General features: G+C 58.1%; 1 protein-coding gene. It reads right to left on the reverse strand.

The genetic code is table 11. From position 1 onward, the window contains the following. On the reverse strand, positions 1 to 344 hold a 344-nt coding region (locus A3764_RS21955; RefSeq protein ID WP_201722495.1), incomplete at both ends, for an FAD-dependent oxidoreductase.

A 344-nucleotide genomic window follows, 5' to 3' on the forward strand; every position in this document is an offset into this window, starting at 1 on the left:
GCGTGTTACCTTATCCTCAATCGAAGGACAGTAGCGGGGGCCAACTCCCTCGATATGTCCGCCGTACATCGCGGAACGCGACAGGTTGTCGGTGATGATCTTGTGAGTGGCCGTATTGGTATGCGTAATCCCGCAAGAGATTTGCCGCGCCGATGGGCCATCAGACAGGAAAGAAAACATCTCCGGCGTATCGTCGCCCTCCTGCCGGTCAAGAATATCCCAATCGATGGTTCGTCCGTCCAGACGTGGCGGCGTACCTGTTTTCAGGCGCCCCATCGGCAGGTCCAGGGCATAAAGCCTTTCGGCGAGCTTGTCTGAAGCCTTGTTACCCATCCGCCCGCCGG

Source organism: Sulfitobacter sp. HI0129, from assembly GCF_001635395.1.
Classification (GTDB): Bacteria; Pseudomonadota; Alphaproteobacteria; order Rhodobacterales; family Rhodobacteraceae; genus Sulfitobacter.